We start from the raw sequence: 16,430 nt of genomic DNA on the forward strand, positions 1-16,430 counted from the left end.
GCTTACTAAACACGATTTGCCTTATATTGAAGATCGGAAACGTCACGTTTGTTTTCTAAAAGTTTCTTAACAAAAATGCTCCTATCCAAGGTTCAATCCCCGGATAGGAGCATTTTTCTGATTATTCTACTTTATCGTTTTTATCGTTCTTGGTTCCAATACTACATTTATTTCGCTGCTTCAACATCGCGAGCAATCATAAGCTCTTCGTCAGTTGGAACAAGTAAGACTTTCACTTTTGAGTCATCGGTTGAAATAATACGTTCTTGACCGCGAACATTATTTTTCTCTGGGTCAACTTTAGCGCCTAGGAAGCTTAAACCATCGATAATGTTCTGACGGCGGGCAATATCATTTTCGCCGATTCCAGCAGTGAAGACAATCACGTCAACACCATCCATCGTTGCAGCATATTGACCGATATATTTACGAACACGATCTTCGAAGATACGCAAGGCTAAGGTGGCATTTTCATGTCCGTCTGCTTCAGCATCTTCTAAGTCACGCATATCACTTGAGACGCCAGATAGACCTTTTAGTCCTGACTCATTGTTAAAGATGCGAATCATTTCACGAACGTCATCGATACCTTCTTTTTCCATCAAGAATGGGACAAGAGAAACATCAATATCTCCCGTACGTGTTCCCATGGTTACCCCAGCAATCGGCGTGAATCCCATTGAAGTGTCGACTGATTTTCCACCTTCAACAGCAGTAATGGACGCACCATTTCCTAAGTGAGCGGTAATCATTTTAAGGTCTTCCAATGGTTGTTCTAACATTTCAGCGGCACGATGAGCGACGTAACGGTGGCTCGTTCCGTGGGCGCCGTAGCGACGAGCATTGTGTTTCTCGTAGTATTCCATTGGTAAGCTGTATAAGTAGTTTTTCTTCGGCATAGTTGTGTGGAATGATGTATCGAAGACTGCTACACTAACAATATCTGGTAAGATTTTTTTGAATGCTTTGATTCCCATTGCATTTGCTGGGTTGTGCAGTGGAGCAAACTCAGCTAATTCTTCAATCTTAGCTAATACATCATCATCAATAACGGTTGATTCCTTGAAGTGTTCGCCTCCAGCAACAACACGGTGTCCGACTCCAGTAATTTCAGAGAAGTCTTCGATAATGCCTAACTCAGATAGCTGACTTAATAACTTCTCAACAGCTATTGTATGGTTTTCCATATCTTCAATGGTTTCATACTTTTGGCCATCTCCATATTTGATCGTAAAGATTGAATCATTCAACCCAATACGCTCAACAATTCCTGATGCTAAGACTTCCTCAGCAGGCATCTCGAATAATTTCCACTTCAAACTAGAACTTCCAGCGTTAATTGCAATTGTTTTTGACATTAATCTCTCTCCTTTTAGATAGTTAAATTACATAGTTTATATTATATGATCATTCTTCCAAATATTGATTTCACCTAAAAATTCTTTCATTTGCGTTGGATCATTAAATGATGGGGCTGTGCCTAAGAGCACTTCTGATGCTTGGGTTGACGATTCTGACTGTTTTTGCACGATAAGAATCGACTTACGGGCCGCTTCCGTCTTAAACATGTCCTTAGGTAATTGAATAAAGCCTTGGAAATGCCCAACTGATTGAATATACGTTAGTAGCTGCTTCCCTTCTACTGAATCAAAGAGATTACTTGGCACAATATAAAACCCAAAGCCACCCGGTCGCAGATAGTGCAAGCCTTGTTCAAGCATCAGATGATGAACATAAGAATGCCCTTCTTCCCGTGCTGTCTTAAAACGGGCTGCATTCTGATCGACAGGATAATATCCGATTGGTAAGTCACCCACCATAACATCAACCGGTTCTAATAATAAATTTTGTAAGCTGTCTTGATGATACAACGTCATATCCAACTGTTGTAAAGCCGAACTCATTGACGCTAATGAAATCAGTAATTCATCATTCTCAATCCCTGTCATCGTCACTTGGCGCTTACCTGACGTAAGGAAATGATAAATGGTAAATAATAGATTCCCTGTCCCTAATGTTAAATCAGCGATAGACAATATTTTTTCAGTCGCTGGTTGAGCAATTATTTCAATTAGGTAGGCAATGAAGGATGCGATAGAATCTGGTGTCATCTGATGGTTCGGTTGGATATAATCAGCTCGCATTCCTTTGATGAACAGAAGCTGAAGCGCTTTTCGCACGTCTTCTGAAGTATATGCATTTAAATCAATTGGTTTATAAATAGTTTCCAATTGCTTAACTACAGTTGGACTAGGAATGCCGTCCTTCACTAACACATCGCCATTTGCTAATAGATTCTCACCTGATTCGATAAGTGCTTCCAAATATGAAAACCCTGCATCTTCTTGCAAAAGCTGTACTGATTGATCTAATTGTTCAAATAATACTGATTCCGTAAGTGACACAAGACAGCCCCCTTATAATGTATTTTAGCGAACTACCTTAATTCTAGAGGATCTTACTCAAAAATTCAAGTTATCCGCTTTATTACGTAGCAAAATTTCGACTTGATCATATTCATTCAATTATATAAACAGCAAAAAACTCTCTATCAAAATAGAGAGTTTTATACCATAATTTAGTTGGCAATTGGATAAACAGAAACTTGGCGCTTGCCTTTCCCTTTGCGTTCAAATTTAACGATACCGTCAATTTTAGCAAAAAGGGTGTCATCGCCACCACGTCCTACGTTAAATCCTGGGTGAATTTTAGTTCCGCGTTGACGGAAAATGATTGATCCACCTGTTACTGCTTGGCCGTCACCGGCTTTCGCTCCAAGACGTTTGGATTCAGAATCGCGACCGTTCTGTGTTGAACCGCCACCTTTTTTCTTCGCAAAAAATTGTAAGTTCATTTTCAACATATTCAGCACCTCCACTATGCTCTATTGTTTACTTGGATAAATTCTCCATATTGTTCTTCAATTGATTCAAGGCCTTGCTTCAAGTGGTTAAATAATAATTGGACTTGCTTATCATCAAGTGCTTCCTGCTCGAGTGTCGCATAAAAGTAACCACCTTCGTCAGGATCTGCTTGATCGATAATCGGCTGGTAAGCCAACAATGCTTCCATACTATTAACCGTTGCAAAAACAAGAGCGGTTACTGCTGAGCAGACTATATCGTATCCGTAAGGGCCACTATCTGCATGACCAACTACTTCAATCGATGTAATCAAATCGCCCTGATAACTAAATGTCGCTTGAATCATAAGTAACTCACATTCTATGAATTAATTTTGTTCACTGTCAACTTAGTGTATGGTTGACGGTGACCTTGTTTTCTGTGAGAATCTTTACGGCGTAGGTAACGGTATGTGACTACTTTACGTTGACGACCTTGTTTTTCAATAGTCGCTTCAACTGTTGCGCCGTCTACTAATGGAGCACCGACTTTTGCGTCTTCGCCTCCAACAAACAACACTTCATCGAATGTCACAGTGTCTCCTGCTTCACCTTCTAATTTCTCAACATAAATCTCTTGGCCTTCTTCAACTCTTAGTTGTTTTCCGCCAGTCTTAATAATTGCATACATGTTTGTTGCACCTCCTAATATTTTGTCGATGAATCGTTTAAAGTCCCATTCATCAAAACTCAGACTCGCCGCGGCAAGTGGCTGTTAAGCACTTCTAGACTTACACGCGAGCGGTTGTAGCTGTGAGGTTCACAAATACAACATTAATATTATAGCAATTTTTCTTCGTGACGTCAACTATATTGAATGATTTTATCCTGTTATTTCAACGATTAGCCTTCATAATGATGAATTTCATTAACAATCGTGTCAATCTCAGGTCGAACGTGCTCGATATTGGTCACATCAGTCGCTTCTAAGACCCCGCGTTCATTTATAAAATATGCTCTTGGCGTATAATTAGATTTTTCATCCAAGGTATGGCGGATTGAATACGTGTGGCGATTAATTCGTATTTCAGAATTAGTCGAAAAAGTTCCCACAATAACGGCGCGATCATTCCCACTTGCTCCGGCATAAGCTACACCATCATGTCGACCAATGATATAAATATTACCAGCTGCTCGCACAAAGCCACCGGGTTCAATATCTCCAACCAACAGCAAATCCCCGCTCGCTTCTAAAATATCGCCCGCTTCAACTGTTCGAAACTCAACACGAAGCGCTGTATTTTTATGCCACTTCAATGCCTGGCGCTTTGTTAACACATTTGATGTGAATAAAACAGACCATTCTGAACGTGATTCAATAATATTCGTATACAATTGCTTATACTCAAATGGCAAAATACGATTACCTGAATCAATAATAAGATCGAATGCTTCTTTCGCTTTTGGTTGTTCTAACAATTCCGTTGCAAACTCTTTTAACTCGCGGGCGAACTCGTCTAGCGATGCTTCCGCAGTCAAAAGCAAGCGATATTCAGTGTTGTTTGCTTTGATTGTATAAGTCTTCATTAAAACACACTCCTTGAATCAGAGAAATCCGTTAAAAATCGTTCCACCACACCATAAGCCAGCACAAAAATAATACCGTTAAAGATCAAAGTTCCTCCTAAATGGTGGGCAAAGAAATAGTCATACGAGACAGAAATCAGATTAATCGTGTTATATACACTAAACACAAACAATTCCATGACGGTTAACATTAATATACCCACGATTGAATATACAGCCAAACTCGGCTTCACATAAAGGCGCAGTTGATAAATGAGGTACACCATGAGACATACGGCCCCTAAATAAATACCCAAAAAACCAGTGAAATAAGAATCATACAAAAAGCCGAAGATTAACGTTAATGTCAGCAGATGCCCTTTCGATAAATACAAACTTAGTAGCATTAACCCGACAATTGTTAGGCGTGGTGTCACATAACCTAAACTTGTATAAAGCACTTGGTTAAAGTAACTAGCAATTAACCCGTCAAATAAGAGCAATACCAGTAACATGCCAGCCGGAAATATACTTTTTTTCCATTGGTGCATTATTGGTCCTCACTTTCTGCCGATTGATCCTGCTCTGGAGTCGCTTGATCATTCACTGTAGTATCAGTAGTTTCATCTGTCTGCTCTGAAGGATTTTTTTGTGCTGAGAAGACAGTTTCCGCACTACGCTCAATAACTGATACAATACGAATATTATTAAAATCCGACAGTGGCTTAATAAAGACTAGACGCTCCAAGCCTTGTTCATCTAAGCGAACAGCTTCGACTTCTCCAATGACCAAACCACGTGGGAAAGCGCCACCTAAGCCGGAAGTCGCCACCAAAGTACCCGGCTTGATTTCCACATCCGATGTAATTTGGCTCATTACTAATTGGTTCGTATCGGTCTTATATTCTGAAATAATTCCTTGAATGGCTTCTTCTTCCTCATCTAGAATAATTTCACTCGATACTTTACTTGCTGACAAGTCAACATTGCTAATCAACGTTACTTTAGAACTTGTCGGATTGGTCTCCGAAATATAGCCAACCAAGCCGTTGTTATTCATAACCGGCATTCCGCGTTCCATACCATTCATAGTCCCCAAATCAATGATGACTTGATTAATCCATTGATCTGGATTTCTAGAAATCACATTTCCTCGACGGACTGTATATTCTGTCACCAACTCTTCCAGTCCTAATTCATCTTTCAATTGCTGATTTTCACTCTTCAAGGCCGCGATTGCTGCTTCCTTCTCGTGAATAGCGTCTAACTGTCCTTTTAGGCGCTGATTTTCCTCATACGTGCTCTGCACATCGTTAACTGAATCAACCACACCAAAGATTGCATTTGTCGGCTTAGAAAGTAACCGTCCCACTACGCCAGTTACATCATTGGCTCCGCTCTGAACGATATTACCTCCACGCGAACTTAGAGAAAAAGTAATTAAAGAAATAAAAATAAGTACACTAATTAGTAACATAATCATTTTTTTGTTGGTTAAAAAACGATTCATTCCTCACACCCCGAATCTATATCTTCCACTATTTTATCATACCCGACACATAAATCGTAATCTAATTCACGAAAAAATATAATTAATTTGAAAAAGGCAAGACCACGAGGGTCTTGCCTTTTCTCAGTTAATATTAGATTAGTCGACTACTTTGTCCACGTTTGCTGCTTGTGGTCCACGGTCGCCTTCTTCGATATCAAACGTTACTGCTTGACCTTCATCTAAAGTTTTGAAACCTTCATCGTTAATTGCTGAGAAGTGTACGAATACGTCGTCGCCACCTTCACGCTCGATAAATCCAAAACCTTTTTCTGCGTTAAACCATTTTACTGTACCATTTTCCATGTTACAATTCCTCCTCGTGCTTATGCACATTATATTAACATTCTTGCTAAAGTACGAATAGGAATATTGTTTCAAATATAACTCTACTTTAATACTCTTCTTTCCCTAACAAAATGTCTTGAGTACATCTTATCACATTAAAAAATAAAGTACAAGGAATTTATCAATATTTGTTGTTTCTTTTCTCAAAAGTGGCATATTTTTTAGTTTTTTCCCTAAAATACCCCTTTTTATTGATAATTATCGGGAATTTCTTTACACTAGAAGGTGGCTATGAACATAAATGATGAGATTCATTGCAATTGATCGTGCGTTTATATTCATTTTTGTTCTTAAGCGATATCGTACACTATTTTTACTAGGAGGAATGAGATAATGAGTACTAAGACATGGCTAGATTCTATTCCAGGATTTGATAAGGTAATGAATTATGAGCCTATTTTTTGGATTAATGATCAGTATAAAGGCGTAGATTTCGCTAATCAAACAACTGATTTTTCATATGCAGATATGGTCGATGCGCGCGAACGCTTGAAGCGCTTTGCCCCTTATTTTAATAAATATTTCCCCGAAACACGGGAACGGGAGGGTATTATTGAATCAGATATTACCCCTATTCCTGCTTTTAAAGCTTATTTAGAAGATTTCTATGATGTATCCATTAAAGGGGATTTATTCCTCAAGCGTGATGACACATTGCCAATTGCGGGAACCATTAAGGCGCGCGGAGCCATTTATGAAGTACTCAAGCATGCTGAGTCTCGAGCATTGCAAGCAGGTATTTTAAGTGGTTACGATGATGACTACACAAAATTTGGTACCGATGAATTCAAAGAAGTTTTTAGTCGCTATAAAGTCATGGTCGGTACAACCGGAAACTTAGGTATCAGCGTAGGTGTAATGGCTGCTGCACTCGGTTTCGATGTGACGGTTCATATGTCCGATGAAGCTAAAGAATGGAAAAAGCAACACCTGCGTGATAAAGGAGCAAATGTCATAGAGCATGAGACTAACTTCACTGAAGCGGTTGAACGGGGACGCGCTCAATCTGATATGGATGCTGATTCATACTTTGTTGATGATGAACATTCTCATGACTTATTCTTAGGTTATACTGTTGCCGCTTTGCGTCTAAAAGATCAATTAGATGAGAAAGGTATTGTGGTTGATGAAGATCATCCATTATTCGTTTATTCGCCATGTGGTATTGGCGGAAGCCCTGGTGGTACCATGTTTGGCCTGAAGCAGGTCTACGGTGATCATGTCCACTGCTTCTTCGCCCAACCGACACATATGCCGTCCATGCTTGTTGGGTTAATGACTGAACGTTACGATAGTGTGTCTGTTTTTGATGCCAATATTGACGCGATAACCAACATGGATGGGCTAGCAGTCCCAAGAACGTCTGGTTTTGTTGCTGAGCTGATGCACCGTTTCTTCAACGGTGGTTTAACTATTTCTGAAGAAAATCAAAAAATGCACCTAACTCAGATGATTGACTTAGAAGACATTCGCCTAGAACCCGCTGCCTTAGCTGGCTTGCCTGGACCAGCTATGCTTTTTGGAACTGATGCCGGTCAACGTTATTTGACTGATAATCAGTTGGTAGATAAGATGGAACAAGCCACTCATATTGCTTGGGCGACAGGTGGTAGCATGGTTCCCGAAGCAAGTATGGAAGAATTTTATCAACAAGGAAAGAACTTATTGCACTGATTAAAGACAGCTATAAACAATTTAGCGCGTTAACGAGTTTCGTTGGCGCGCTTTCTAATTTAGGTTCCCTTTAAGACCTATTTATGCTACACTTAAATATAATGATTAAAAAGGACGGATAGTCAAATGAAAAAAAGTATATTGGCAGTTTTAACATCACTTAGTTTGTCGCTGATATTATTAGGATGCAGTCAATCAATGGCCAGTGAACAAACAACCACAGAAAATACCAAAGAAGCTCCTCAAAAATCTTCTGAGCAAACAGCAGAAACATCTGAACAAACTTCTGTTTTTGATGAATATGGTTTTTTAAAAGAAGAATTAGCCGAATCAGTCTTCGAAGACGAACATCAATGGGTACTTGTAAATAAAGAATATGGACTAGCCGCAGATTTTGTTCCGGATAATTTAGTTCCTATTGAGGTCCCTACCGTTAATCAGGTCCCTGAAGTTAATCAGATGAGTGAAGCAGCCTCTGACCAATTGACCCAACTATTCGATGCTGCCAAACGCGCCGGCCACGACCTCTACGCTATTAGTGGTTACCGCTCATACCAAACTCAAGACACTTTATACAACAATTATGTTGCTCAACATGGAGAAGATGCGGCAAATAAATTTAGCGCTCAACCAGGGCATAGTGAACATCAAACCGGACTAGCTATGGACATCACTAGTGCTGCTGTCGATTATGGATTATCACAAGCATTCGGTGAGACCGAAGAAGGCAAATGGCTAGCTGACAATGCCTATCGCTTTGGCTTTGTCCTAAGTTATCCTCAAGGCAAGGAACATATTACAGGCTATATGTATGAACCATGGCATTTTCGCTATCTCGGGAAAGAACTGGCACAATTATTATACGATCGCCAGTTAACTTATCAAGAATACTTAGCTGAATTAGATATCATTGACCTCGTTATTCATGAAGAAATGAAAGAATAACCATTTAAAAAGGAGCCACTAAAATAATAGTGAGCTCCTTTTTTTAGGATTAATGTCTTGGTCGCTTGCGGTTGTTGATCTTATCAGCTAAACCTGATAACAATAAAGACAAAATAACATAAACAGTTCCGGTAATTACCATCTCTGTCGTAGAAGGTCCAATCGTCAACAATACCATCGCTGCCAATCCAATCAAAATCGCTTGAAAGATTATATGTAAAATCATAGGCAATCCTTTCTGTTCTATTCTCTACACGTAATATGATACTACATATCACCAAAAATAACCAGAATCTCCTAAAAAAATCCTTCTTCTTTCAAACTAATAAATTCATTCTCTCCTACAATAATGTGATCCAATAAGTGAATCCCTATAATATCACCCGCTTCTATTAATCGCTTCGTAAAAGAATAATCTGCTTCTGAGGGTTCTGGATTACCAGATGGGTGATTATGTCCAATGATAATACGAGCTGCTGAGCACTTTACTGCTTCCCGAAAAATTTCTCGCGGATGCGCTACCGAACTATTGAGTGACCCTTTGAAAATAATCGATTTTTTAATAATCTCATTTTTGGTGTTCAGATACACCGCAATCACATTTTCTTGAAAAAGACCCCCAATTTCATCGATTAACAACTGCCCGATCCAGCGACTAGATGTAACGGTTCCTTCCTTAATTTGGGTCGATCGGTTAATACGCTTACCTAGCTCGATCGCTGATAACAGCGCTACTGCCTTCGCTTGCCCGATACCCGGAAGCTCTAGCAATTCTTCATAGGTCACCGAGCGAAAGCCATTCAAATTCCCCACTTGACTCAAAATATGCATGGATAGCTCCATTACATTCATTTGCTTCGTGCCTGTTCGCAATAAAATAGCAAGTAACTCATGATTACTCAGGGCTTCTTCCCCATATTGAATCAACCGTTCCCTTGGCCTTAAATCTTTTGGAATTGACTGGAAACTATCTAGCTCTGCCATAATATCCTCCCTTTCTTCGCGTTACTTTATAAATACACCATAAAAGGACTGTTTAACTTCTATATTTTCCAGACAAATTATCTCACATAAAAAAGCACCCACTCCACATCCGAATGAGGTGCTTCTTGATTCTATCTTAATGATTAATCGACTGCTGTGATTTCAACATCCATAGCGCCACCAGGTGTTTCGATAGATACTTTATCGCCAACTTTTTTGCCCATTAATGCTTCGGCAATTGGTGATTCATTGGAGATTTTACCTTCGAATGGATCACTCTCAGCTTTTCCAACAATAATGTATTCCTCTTCAATTCCATCTGGTAATTCTTTAAACTTCACTGTACGACCTAATGCAACTACGCCTTCTTTTGTTTTAGAGCTATCGATAATTTCAACATTTTGTAGCATGTGTTGTAGAGTCGAGATACGCCCTTCGATAAACGCTTGCTCATCTTTAGCTGATTCATATTCTGAGTTCTCTGATAAGTCACCGAAGCTGCGTGCCACTTTAATGCGCTCAACCACTTCTTTTCGCTTAACTGTTTTTAACTCTTCCAGTTCTTGCTCTATTTTTTCTTTACCTTCTTCGGTCATTGGATAAACTTTTTCTTCTGTCATCATTTTCTCCACCTTATATCAATTTGTCATTTTCTATTTGTCAATTAACTAACACAATCAATGCGCATTTAAGATCATACGAATTTTTGAAACCATTAAATCAATGGCAACGGTATTATGAGCTCCTTCTGGAATGATTACATCAGCATATTTCTTCGTGGGTTCAATAAATTGTTCATGCATTTTCTTCACTACACCGAGATATTGATCAATAATGCTATCTAATGAACGTCCACGCTCTGTCATATCGCGCTGAATCCGACGAATAATACGCAAATCATCATCCGTATCGACAAAAATCTTGATATCCATCAAATCACGCAACCGCTGATTTTCCAAAATCATGATTCCTTCTAGAATAATCACTTCTTTAGGTTCTTGATGAATCACTTCTTCACTTCGCGTATGATTCGTATAATCATACACCGGGATATCCACTGCTTCACCGGCCATCAATTGTTTTAATTGTTCAATCAATAGATCGGTATCGAACGCTAAGGGATGGTCATAATTGGTCTCTAATCGCTCTTCAAAACTCATATGACTCTGATCCTTGTAATAAGAATCATGCTCGAGCATCATAATGGATTTCCCTTGAAATTGTTTAAATATCTCTCGACATACACTGGTCTTACCACTTCCAGAACCGCCTGTTACGCCAATAATAACTGGCCCTTCACTCATAACTTATCTTCCTCGCATCTATTTTAGTCTCTGTTTATTTTGAAAGACACTGGGGCACGCCGCCTCAATGTCTTTCATTGTCATATACTTTACTACTTCATCTATAACTTCTTACTTTGATCTTTCACCCATTATTAGCCTTCTTAGTCAACATTATCCAAGTGTTCAGCTTTTAGTTGCAAGTGTTCTTCATACGTCTCCGCATAGTAAACTTCGCCGGTCTGTAAGTTAGCTAAGAAGTACAAGTAATTAGACTCTTCTGGATTCAACGCAGATTCAATCGCTTCACCTGATGGACTGTTCACCGGACCAATAATTAGGCCTGGATTTGCATAAGAATTATAGGGAGAATCAATCTCCAAATCTTTTAAATAAACATCTTCTCGGTGTTCATTATGTGCATAAAGAATACTAATATCCGTCTGCAATGGCATACCTTCATCTAAACGGTTATGGAAAACACCCGAAATCAAATGACGGTCTTCCGTGGTAACCCCTTCTCGCTCAATAATAGACGCTAATGTCAATAGTTCATGAATATTAAAGCGTGACGCTTTAATTTCCTCACTATATTGTTGGATTTCTTGATTCATTCGCGCGACCATTTTATTTACCATACTCTTCAATGATTCGCCTTGTTCGAATTCATAGGTTGCTGGGTAAAGGTATCCTTCTAATTTATAGCGTGTCTCATCAATTTTAAGGGTCTCTTCCAATAGCTCGCTGAAGTCGCCCGATAATTCTTCTAGATATTCCTCATCCTGGACCAGTGCCATAAATTCTTCGGCAGAATATTCGGTCTCTTGACCAATTACTTCTGCAATTTGTTCTAACATGTACCCTTCTGGAATTAACACTTTAAATATATTATTCGGATCAATACCACCGCTAGCTTGCGTCAGAAGAGTTGTAATCTCTTCAACAGACATCGCTGGTGATAACTCGTAATCTCCTGCTTGGAAACCTTCCACATCATTCAAGCGTGAATGTGCATTGAAAACAACTGCACTTTCAATAATATTATTTTCTTCTAAAATTCGGGCAATATCCGAGCGCGTCGCCCCAGATGGAATAGTAATATCCACTACTTCTGTATTGGTTGGGTCCTTCGCTTCAAGTGACCGATTCCAATAACGGTACCCACTAAAGCCCAAAATAATCAATAAAACAAACAAGATAGCCACAATAATCAGCACGATTTTTCGGACTGTCTTTGGAGAACTCTCCTTCGGCATAATACTTACATCCTTTTCATAATTTTTCTATCTATCTTATTATACACAAATTTATATCTCCGTCAAAAAATACATAACTGTCAGAAAACCGTGTACTTTTATACACGGTTTTCTCGAGTCATGCGAATAGACGCTTTATAAATCTTCATCTTCAATAAATGTATTCAATACTTCCTCAACCATATCCCATTCTTCATCAGATTCAATCGGAAGTAATTTGCCTTCTAAGCCACCTTCTGCTTCATCATAAGCGAAAGCTTTCAACTCAACTTCTTGCCCTTCTTCAGTACCAGCTGGGAATAAGAGTACGTATGAGCGATTGAAATCATCTGATTCGAACGTGAATAAAATTTCATGAAGTTCTTCGTTACCTTCTTCATCAATTAATGTAATGTAGTCATGATCGTGATTGTGTTCTTCAGTCATCTGTTTTCCAACTTTCTATGTGTTTCGATCCATATAGGTCTGTAAAATTATAACGGCTGCTAATTTATCAACAACTTGCTTCCGCTTAGCTCGAGAGACATTCCCTTCTTCAATCATCATTCGATTGACTTGCATAGTTGTGAGGCGTTCATCTTGAAAATATACGGGCAAGCCGAAGCGATCGGTTAACTTCTCCCCATACATCTGGGCAGCTTCCGCACGCGGGCCGATTGAGCCATCCATATTCTTCGGCAGACCCAAGACAAATCCGTCCACTTGATACTCCTGAACAAGTTCTGTCAGGCGCTCAAGGCCAAACTGATCTTTTGCCTCATTAATAGGAATAACTTCAACCCCTTGTGCCGTCCATCCAAGTAAATCACTCACCGCTACACCGACCGTCTTCGAGCCAACATCGAGTCCCATGAGTCGCATTATCGTTGACTATCTTCTAGGTAGTGCGTTACCAATTCCTCTAAGATTTCATCGCGTTCATGGCGCTTAATTAAATTACGCGCATCATTGTGTCGCGGAATATAAGCTGGATCTCCCGATAATAGATACCCAACAATTTGATTAATTGGATGATACCCCTTCTCCGAGAGTGCCTTATATACTGCTTTTAGCGTGATGCTTACTTCATTTTCATCGTTGTTCTCGACACGAAATCTGACAGTATGATCATTATGTGACATACGACCCCTCCACTCTAACTTACTTAGTCCGTCTCATTTATAAAATAGTCCACTGACCTTTATTGTATGATAAATCATTCAAAAAATCATCTATTTTCAGCGTTAACTATATTAAGTTTTTATTACAAACGTTCAGCTAGCCATTTTTCTGCTTCGTCTAAAGCTTTCAGCAATCCTGCTGGGTTCTTACCACCCGCTTGTGCTAAATCAGGACGACCCCCACCGCCACCGCCAACGAAGGAAACGATATGCTTAATTAAGTCCCCAGCTTTTAAGCCTTTGCCTATGACGTTATCATTCATGGCAACAATTAAGTTCACTTTATCCTCACCACGTAAACCAAGAACTAAGATATCCGATGGGTTTTCTTGTTTCCACTTATCAGCTAATTGACGTAACGCGTCCATATCTTTCACATCAGCTTCTTGAGCAATCAGCGTCACATCTGCAATAGAAATAGTCTCTGTGAAGAGTTCATCGGCTTCATTATTAGCTAATTTTTGGCTAAGTGAGTCATTTTCGCGTTCTAACTCAGTAATTTTTCCTTGCAAACCTTGAATACGCTCAGGCACGTCATGTAATGTCTGCGCTCCGCTTATGTCCGCAGCTTGGCGTAACGTAGCTAATTGGTCATTCAAGAACGCATAGGCTCCTTTACTTGTCTTGGCAATAATACGACGCGTTCCTGCACCTATTCCTGATTCTGACACAATCTTGAATAGACCAATTTCACCCGTACGATTGACATGCGTTCCCCCACATAGTTCGAGTGAGTAATCGGATACCTTAACGACCCGGACATCTTGGCCATATTTTTCGCCGAAGAGGGCCATAGCTCCCATTTCTTTTGCCTTATCAATTGTTGTCTCAACTGTCTCAACAGCAATATTTTGCCAAATATAGTCATTAACAATCGCTTCGATGCGCTCAAGTTCCTCCGATGTAACCGCTGAGAAATGCGTGAAGTCAAACCGCAATAGATCTTCGTTCACCAATGACCCTGCTTGGTTCGCATGATCTCCTAATACCTCTTTCAACGCTTGGTGCATCAAGTGAGTTGCTGTATGATTTTTCTCGGTAAGCTGGCGCTTAGTCGTGTCAACTGCGAGCTCATACACAGTTCCCGTCTCAATTGGCGCCACCAATTCAATATGGTGCAGTGCTTGACCAGCTGGTGCCGGCTTCACATCATACACACGAGCGACTACGTGACCATCAATCGTTTTAATAGTCCCATTATCTCCTACTTGCCCACCTTTTTCACTGTAGAATGGTGTCTGATCAAAAACAAGCTGAACCGTCGCTTCAGCGTCTAGCTCTTCTGGGATTAAAGTCGTCGCTAATTCATTCCCCGCTACAATATCCAGCAAAGTAGCCTGTGAAGCAAGTGCCTCATAACCAACAAAGCGCGTATCCTTGTGTAAGTTTGTCAACAAATCACTTTGAATGCCCATCGATTGCTCTGAACTACGTGCTTGACGAGCTCGTTCCTTTTGCTTGGCCATCTCTTGGCTAAATCCTTCAAGATCTACACTTAATTCATCTTCAGCCGCTATTTCTTCCGTTAATTCAACTGGGAAGCCAAACGTATCATACAATTGGAAGGCACTCTCACCATCAATTTGATCTTTTCCTGCAGCTTTCAATTGCTCTACCAGAGCGGTCAACTGCTCCGTTCCTTCTGCCAGAGTCGTCAAGAAGCGTTCTTCCTCATTTTTAATGACGCGTTCGATTAAGTCTTTTTTATCAACCACTTCTGGATAGTAATCGACTGTAATCTGGCCAACTACATCGACTAATTGCCACAAGAACGGTTTTTCTAATCCTAATTTACGACCATGCATGACTGCACGACGGATCAAGCGACGTAACACATATCCACGCCCTTCATTGGATGGTAACGCGCCATCTCCAATTGCAAAACTAACCGCTCGAATATGATCAGCAATTACACGGAAACTCATCTTATTCGTTGGTTCATCATATGATTGTCCCGATAATTTAGCTGTCTGTTCGATAATTGGCAAGAATAGATCGGTCTCATAGTTTGTCGGCGCATCTTGAATAACCGATAACATTCGCTCTAACCCCATACCCGTATCAATATTTTTATTCGGTAATGGTTCATAAGTTCCATCTGCCTTATGGTTAAACTGAGAGAAAACTAAGTTCCAAATCTCCAACCACTGCTCATTCTCGCCACCTGGATAACGCTCTGCTTCAGGGGTGTCTGGTGCCATATAACCTGGCCCACGATCGAAGAATATCTCTGTATTTGGACCACTCGGACCTTCCCCAATATCCCAGAAATTGCCAGCTTCTTCAATGATATGGTCATCGGGTAATCCCACCACATCAGACCAAATTTCTTTTGCCCGCTTATCTTCTGGATAAACCGTCACATACAAAAGAGCTGGGTCAATCGCTAACCACTTCTCATCTGTTAAGAATTCCCAAGCCCATATAATGGCTTCTTCTTTGAAATAATCCCCGATAGAAAAGTTTCCTAGCATTTCAAATAATGTATGGTGTCGGGCAGTCTTCCCTACATTATCGATATCGTTTGTGCGAATACTTTTTTGGGAATTAACTATTCGAGGATTATCCGGAACAACTCGGCCATCGAAATACTTCTTCAATGTCGCTACCCCAGAATTAATCCACAGTAACGTCGGATCATCCACCGGCACTAATGATGCACTTGGCTCAACCTTATGACCTTTTTCACTGAAAAAATCTAAAAATAACTGTCTTAATTCATGACTCTGTATATATTTCATCGTTTTATTGCAAGCTCCTCTTCTATCTATATAAAAAACGAACGGAATTATTGCGTTCAAGGTGCATAACCGCGATGCCACC

Annotated in this window: 20 protein-coding genes and 1 other annotated feature; of the genes, 2 read left to right on the forward strand and 18 right to left on the reverse strand. The window is 39.9% G+C overall.

Features of this window, described 5'->3' with window-relative positions; all coding sequences use genetic code 11:
• Window positions 1-167: 167 nt before the first annotated feature.
• The 9 genes from HMPREF9703_RS07270 to HMPREF9703_RS07310 form a co-directional block, all read right to left on the reverse strand.
• Window positions 168-1,358, reverse strand: a complete 1,191-nt coding sequence (locus tag HMPREF9703_RS07270; RefSeq protein ID WP_004636739.1) for an acetate/propionate family kinase — start codon at window positions 1,356-1,358, stop codon at window positions 168-170.
• Between the two features lie 36 nt (window positions 1,359-1,394).
• On the reverse strand, window positions 1,395-2,405 hold the full coding sequence (locus HMPREF9703_RS07275; RefSeq protein WP_004636740.1) for a class I SAM-dependent methyltransferase: 1,011 nt from the start codon (window positions 2,403-2,405) through the stop codon (window positions 1,395-1,397).
• Window positions 2,406-2,578: 173 nt separating this feature from the next.
• The gene (gene rpmA, locus HMPREF9703_RS07280; protein WP_004636741.1) at window positions 2,579-2,863 is read right to left on the reverse strand and encodes a 50S ribosomal protein L27; all 285 of its coding nucleotides are present in this window, start codon (window positions 2,861-2,863) and stop codon (window positions 2,579-2,581) included.
• Between the two features lie 14 nt (window positions 2,864-2,877).
• Window positions 2,878-3,210 carry a ribosomal-processing cysteine protease Prp gene (locus tag HMPREF9703_RS07285; RefSeq protein ID WP_004636742.1) on the reverse strand — a complete coding sequence of 111 codons (333 nt, stop codon included), beginning with the start codon at window positions 3,208-3,210 and terminating at the stop codon, window positions 2,878-2,880.
• Between the two features lie 14 nt (window positions 3,211-3,224).
• Window positions 3,225-3,533 carry a 50S ribosomal protein L21 gene (gene rplU, locus HMPREF9703_RS07290; RefSeq protein ID WP_004636743.1) on the reverse strand — a complete coding sequence of 103 codons (309 nt, stop codon included), beginning with the start codon at window positions 3,531-3,533 and terminating at the stop codon, window positions 3,225-3,227.
• A gap of 51 nt (window positions 3,534-3,584) precedes the next feature.
• Window positions 3,585-3,659, reverse strand: a sequence feature (ribosomal protein L21 leader region).
• Window positions 3,660-3,745: 86 nt separating this feature from the next.
• On the reverse strand, window positions 3,746-4,429 hold the full coding sequence (locus tag HMPREF9703_RS07295; RefSeq protein WP_004636745.1) for a septum site-determining protein MinC: 684 nt from the start codon (window positions 4,427-4,429) through the stop codon (window positions 3,746-3,748).
• Window positions 4,429-4,959: a rod shape-determining protein MreD gene (gene mreD / locus HMPREF9703_RS07300; protein WP_004636747.1), complete on the reverse strand. Its 531-nt coding sequence runs from the start codon at window positions 4,957-4,959 to the stop codon at window positions 4,429-4,431. The genes HMPREF9703_RS07295 and mreD overlap by 1 nt, the downstream gene beginning before the upstream one ends.
• Window positions 4,959-5,918 carry a rod shape-determining protein MreC gene (mreC, locus tag HMPREF9703_RS07305; protein ID WP_004636749.1) on the reverse strand — a complete coding sequence of 320 codons (960 nt, stop codon included), beginning with the start codon at window positions 5,916-5,918 and terminating at the stop codon, window positions 4,959-4,961. The genes mreD and mreC overlap by 1 nt, the downstream gene beginning before the upstream one ends.
• A gap of 138 nt (window positions 5,919-6,056) precedes the next feature.
• The gene (locus tag HMPREF9703_RS07310; protein ID WP_004636751.1) at window positions 6,057-6,263 is read right to left on the reverse strand and encodes a cold-shock protein; all 207 of its coding nucleotides are present in this window, start codon (window positions 6,261-6,263) and stop codon (window positions 6,057-6,059) included.
• Window positions 6,264-6,638: 375 nt separating this feature from the next.
• On the opposite strand from HMPREF9703_RS07310, the gene dsdA reads away from it, so the two are divergent.
• Entirely contained in the window at window positions 6,639-7,979 is a 1,341-nt protein-coding gene (dsdA, locus tag HMPREF9703_RS07315) for a D-serine ammonia-lyase (protein WP_004636752.1), read from the forward strand.
• 126 nt (window positions 7,980-8,105) lie between these two features.
• Window positions 8,106-8,924 carry a M15 family metallopeptidase gene (locus tag HMPREF9703_RS07320; protein WP_004636753.1) on the forward strand — a complete coding sequence of 273 codons (819 nt, stop codon included), beginning with the start codon at window positions 8,106-8,108 and terminating at the stop codon, window positions 8,922-8,924.
• A gap of 49 nt (window positions 8,925-8,973) precedes the next feature.
• On the opposite strand, the gene HMPREF9703_RS08995 is transcribed toward HMPREF9703_RS07320, so the two are convergent.
• From HMPREF9703_RS08995 to alaS, 9 genes are all read right to left on the reverse strand, one after another.
• Entirely contained in the window at window positions 8,974-9,150 is a 177-nt protein-coding gene (locus HMPREF9703_RS08995; protein ID WP_004636754.1) for a hypothetical protein, read from the reverse strand.
• A gap of 71 nt (window positions 9,151-9,221) precedes the next feature.
• Window positions 9,222-9,908 carry a RadC family protein gene (gene radC, locus HMPREF9703_RS07325; protein ID WP_004636755.1) on the reverse strand — a complete coding sequence of 229 codons (687 nt, stop codon included), beginning with the start codon at window positions 9,906-9,908 and terminating at the stop codon, window positions 9,222-9,224.
• Between the two features lie 143 nt (window positions 9,909-10,051).
• Window positions 10,052-10,528, reverse strand: coding sequence for a transcription elongation factor GreA (gene greA, locus HMPREF9703_RS07330; protein WP_004636757.1), 477 nt, complete (start codon window positions 10,526-10,528; stop codon window positions 10,052-10,054).
• A 57-nt stretch (window positions 10,529-10,585) separates the two neighbouring features.
• A complete protein-coding gene (gene udk, locus HMPREF9703_RS07335) occupies window positions 10,586-11,212 on the reverse strand; it encodes a uridine kinase (protein WP_004636759.1) in 627 nt (208 codons plus the stop codon).
• A gap of 143 nt (window positions 11,213-11,355) precedes the next feature.
• Window positions 11,356-12,447: an endolytic transglycosylase MltG gene (mltG, locus tag HMPREF9703_RS07340; RefSeq protein WP_004636760.1), complete on the reverse strand. Its 1,092-nt coding sequence runs from the start codon at window positions 12,445-12,447 to the stop codon at window positions 11,356-11,358.
• 135 nt (window positions 12,448-12,582) lie between these two features.
• Window positions 12,583-12,873, reverse strand: coding sequence for a DUF1292 domain-containing protein (locus HMPREF9703_RS07345; RefSeq protein ID WP_004636762.1), 291 nt, complete (start codon window positions 12,871-12,873; stop codon window positions 12,583-12,585).
• Between the two features lie 15 nt (window positions 12,874-12,888).
• Window positions 12,889-13,308, reverse strand: coding sequence for a Holliday junction resolvase RuvX (gene ruvX, locus HMPREF9703_RS07350; RefSeq protein ID WP_004636763.1), 420 nt, complete (start codon window positions 13,306-13,308; stop codon window positions 12,889-12,891).
• Window positions 13,308-13,568 carry an IreB family regulatory phosphoprotein gene (locus tag HMPREF9703_RS07355; protein WP_004636764.1) on the reverse strand — a complete coding sequence of 87 codons (261 nt, stop codon included), beginning with the start codon at window positions 13,566-13,568 and terminating at the stop codon, window positions 13,308-13,310. Before HMPREF9703_RS07355 ends, ruvX begins: the two co-directional genes overlap by 1 nt.
• Before the next feature lie 122 nt (window positions 13,569-13,690).
• Complete coding sequence (alaS, locus tag HMPREF9703_RS07360; RefSeq protein ID WP_004636765.1) at window positions 13,691-16,348, reverse strand: alanine--tRNA ligase; 2,658 nt, start codon at window positions 16,346-16,348, stop codon at window positions 13,691-13,693.
• Window positions 16,349-16,430: the final 82 nt, after the last annotated feature.

This window comes from Dolosigranulum pigrum ATCC 51524 (assembly GCF_000245815.1).
Lineage (GTDB): Bacteria > Bacillota > Bacilli > Lactobacillales > Carnobacteriaceae_A > Dolosigranulum > Dolosigranulum pigrum.

What these genes read in the sequence shown, in the direction of transcription:
- HMPREF9703_RS07270 (WP_004636739.1), bottom strand. Translation starts at nt 1,358, where the DNA reads ATGTCAAAAACAATTGCAATTAACGCTGGAAGTTCTAGTTTGAAGTGG.
- rpmA (WP_004636741.1), bottom strand. Translation starts at nt 2,863, where the DNA reads ATGTTGAAAATGAACTTACAATTTTTTGCGAAGAAAAAAGGTGGCGGT.
- HMPREF9703_RS07285 (WP_004636742.1), bottom strand. Translation starts at nt 3,210, where the DNA reads ATGATTCAAGCGACATTTAGTTATCAGGGCGATTTGATTACATCGATT.
- rplU (WP_004636743.1), bottom strand. Translation starts at nt 3,533, where the DNA reads ATGTATGCAATTATTAAGACTGGCGGAAAACAACTAAGAGTTGAAGAA.
- HMPREF9703_RS07295 (WP_004636745.1), bottom strand. Translation starts at nt 4,429, where the DNA reads ATGAAGACTTATACAATCAAAGCAAACAACACTGAATATCGCTTGCTT.
- mreD (WP_004636747.1), bottom strand. Translation starts at nt 4,959, where the DNA reads ATGCACCAATGGAAAAAAAGTATATTTCCGGCTGGCATGTTACTGGTA.
- mreC (WP_004636749.1), bottom strand. Translation starts at nt 5,918, where the DNA reads ATGAATCGTTTTTTAACCAACAAAAAAATGATTATGTTACTAATTAGT.
- HMPREF9703_RS07310 (WP_004636751.1), bottom strand. Translation starts at nt 6,263, where the DNA reads ATGGAAAATGGTACAGTAAAATGGTTTAACGCAGAAAAAGGTTTTGGA.
- dsdA (WP_004636752.1), top strand. Translation starts at nt 6,639, where the DNA reads ATGAGTACTAAGACATGGCTAGATTCTATTCCAGGATTTGATAAGGTA.
- HMPREF9703_RS07320 (WP_004636753.1), top strand. Translation starts at nt 8,106, where the DNA reads ATGAAAAAAAGTATATTGGCAGTTTTAACATCACTTAGTTTGTCGCTG.
- HMPREF9703_RS08995 (WP_004636754.1), bottom strand. Translation starts at nt 9,150, where the DNA reads ATGATTTTACATATAATCTTTCAAGCGATTTTGATTGGATTGGCAGCG.
- radC (WP_004636755.1), bottom strand. Translation starts at nt 9,908, where the DNA reads ATGGCAGAGCTAGATAGTTTCCAGTCAATTCCAAAAGATTTAAGGCCA.
- greA (WP_004636757.1), bottom strand. Translation starts at nt 10,528, where the DNA reads ATGACAGAAGAAAAAGTTTATCCAATGACCGAAGAAGGTAAAGAAAAA.
- udk (WP_004636759.1), bottom strand. Translation starts at nt 11,212, where the DNA reads ATGAGTGAAGGGCCAGTTATTATTGGCGTAACAGGCGGTTCTGGAAGT.
- mltG (WP_004636760.1), bottom strand. Translation starts at nt 12,447, where the DNA reads ATGCCGAAGGAGAGTTCTCCAAAGACAGTCCGAAAAATCGTGCTGATT.
- HMPREF9703_RS07345 (WP_004636762.1), bottom strand. Translation starts at nt 12,873, where the DNA reads ATGACTGAAGAACACAATCACGATCATGACTACATTACATTAATTGAT.
- ruvX (WP_004636763.1), bottom strand. Translation starts at nt 13,308, where the DNA reads ATGCGACTCATGGGACTCGATGTTGGCTCGAAGACGGTCGGTGTAGCG.
- HMPREF9703_RS07355 (WP_004636764.1), bottom strand. Translation starts at nt 13,568, where the DNA reads ATGTCACATAATGATCATACTGTCAGATTTCGTGTCGAGAACAACGAT.
- alaS (WP_004636765.1), bottom strand. Translation starts at nt 16,348, where the DNA reads ATGAAATATATACAGAGTCATGAATTAAGACAGTTATTTTTAGATTTT.